This window comes from Actinoplanes sp. NPDC048791, assembly GCF_040650095.1.
Classification (GTDB): domain Bacteria; phylum Actinomycetota; class Actinomycetes; order Mycobacteriales; family Micromonosporaceae; genus Actinoplanes.
Genome location: NZ_JBEZGQ010001489.1, coordinates 1 through 1,557, shown reverse-complemented (window position 1 = coordinate 1,557; position 1,557 = coordinate 1). Strand labels below are relative to the sequence as shown.

Annotated in this window: 3 protein-coding genes; 1 reads left to right on the top strand and 2 read right to left on the bottom strand. The window is 72.9% G+C overall.

Going from position 1 to position 1,557, the window contains the following annotated elements; genetic code table 11:
- Window positions 1-76: 76 nt before the first annotated feature.
- On the bottom strand, window positions 77-280 hold the full coding sequence (locus AB0C29_RS47725; protein ID WP_360543819.1) for a hypothetical protein: 204 nt from the start codon (window positions 278-280) through the stop codon (window positions 77-79).
- Window positions 281-359: 79 nt separating this feature from the next.
- Window positions 360-1,004: a maleylpyruvate isomerase family mycothiol-dependent enzyme gene (locus tag AB0C29_RS47720; protein ID WP_360834912.1), complete on the bottom strand. Its 645-nt coding sequence runs from the start codon at window positions 1,002-1,004 to the stop codon at window positions 360-362.
- A gap of 76 nt (window positions 1,005-1,080) precedes the next feature.
- Here AB0C29_RS47720 and AB0C29_RS47715 point away from each other — a divergent pair.
- On the top strand, window positions 1,081-1,557 hold a 477-nt coding region (locus AB0C29_RS47715), incomplete at its 3' end, for a MarR family transcriptional regulator (RefSeq protein WP_360834910.1).

The window sequence follows — 1,557 nt, the reverse complement described above, 5'->3', positions numbered from 1 at the left end:
GGCGCAGCCCGCTGTGCGGACCTCGAGCTACGGGCGGGGACGGTGCTTGCCGGTTCCTGACCCGCCCGTAGCGTCGTCAGCGGCCGAAGGCGAAGCGGGAGCGCTTCTTCTGCCGGCCGAAGCGGCCCTGCAGGGTGTCCGCGCCCTGGCGCAGCAGCTTGGTGCCGCGGCTGGGTCCGCGCTTGGCCTCCACGGCGTCGCTGAGCTTGCGCGCACCGGCCGCGGCCAGCGGGATGGCGATCGCCATGATCACGTAGCGCCTGATCAGGTTGAAGAACATCGGAGTCTCCTCGTCGCCGGTTGGGGTACGCCTCCTGATTACCCGCAGCGACGATCGCCACACGTGCCCCGGCCGCCGACTACCTCGTCCGGGCGGGTGACAGCCGTGCCGTCAGCGCCTCCACGCCGGGACCGGAGAGCCGGGACAGGGCCGCTCGCCGGCCGGTGAGCAGCAGCAGGATCGCCCCGATCGGGCCCTCGACCCGGGGCCCGGCACCCGCCGTCCAGTCGTCGTCAGTGGCAGCGAACGTGAAGCCACGCAGCCGCCGCTCGGCCCGGAACGGCCACAGATTCGGCCACACCCGGGCCGCTGCGGCGGCCGATGCCTTCGCGGGCATCGCGCGCTGCCGGCCGAGCGGGACGGTGATGTCCTGGCCGTGCACCAGGACATCGATGAGCGGCTCCAGGTGGGTGACCCCCGGTGCGGTACGCCGCGACCCGGCCATCGCGCGCAGCAGCGGGGCATACTCCGCGGTGGGCCGCCGGGCCTGGTGGCACGCGGTGTCCCGGATCATCCGGTTGACGTTGCCGCAGGCCCGCACCACGGCTACCAGCGCGGGCAGCACCCCGGTCTGGGACAGCGTCAGGTGCGCGGCGACATCGCGGACGCGCCACTCCGCACAGAGCGAGGGCGTCTCCCACTCCTGCGGGCTCAGATCGTCGAGCAGCTCGGCCAGGCTCAGCCTCTCGGTGTCGATGGCCTGCCACACCTCGTCGCGGTCCATGCCGGCCCTCCCACCTGATTTGGTAAGCTTCTCTGACCAATATTCGTCAGATGCTCTGTCCAAGTCAAGGGGCCGTATGAGTGACGAGCTGAATCTCGGCCTGCTCTGTTACATCGCGTACCGGGCGATGGAGAGCGGGGTGCTCGAGGCGCTGGAGGCGGCCGGATACGGCGACCTCACCGCTGCTCAGGGCCGGATCGCCGCGCGGATCGGGCCGGCCGGGAGCCGGGTCACCGAGCTCGCCGAGCAGGCCGGGGTGACCAAGCAGACCGCCGGTTTCCTGGTCGACCAGCTGGAGCGCTCGGGCTACGTCGAGCGGGTGCCGGACCCGTCCGACGCGCGCGCCCGGCTGGTGCGTTTCGCCCCGCGGGGCAAGGCCGCGGTCGCGGTCGCGCACGAGGCCGAGGTGCGGATCGAGGCGACGTGGAGCCGGCATCTGGGCAAACGCGGCACGGCCCAGCTGCGGCGAGCGCTGACCGAGCTGCGGGAGATCACCGATCCGTACCGGTGTCGGCCGGTGGCCCCGGGCCGGGCGGGGAGCGGCCCACCCCGC

What these genes read in the sequence shown, in the direction of transcription:
- AB0C29_RS47720 (WP_360834912.1), bottom strand. Translation starts at nt 1,004, where the DNA reads ATGGACCGCGACGAGGTGTGGCAGGCCATCGACACCGAGAGGCTGAGC.
- AB0C29_RS47725 (WP_360543819.1), bottom strand. Translation starts at nt 280, where the DNA reads ATGTTCTTCAACCTGATCAGGCGCTACGTGATCATGGCGATCGCCATC.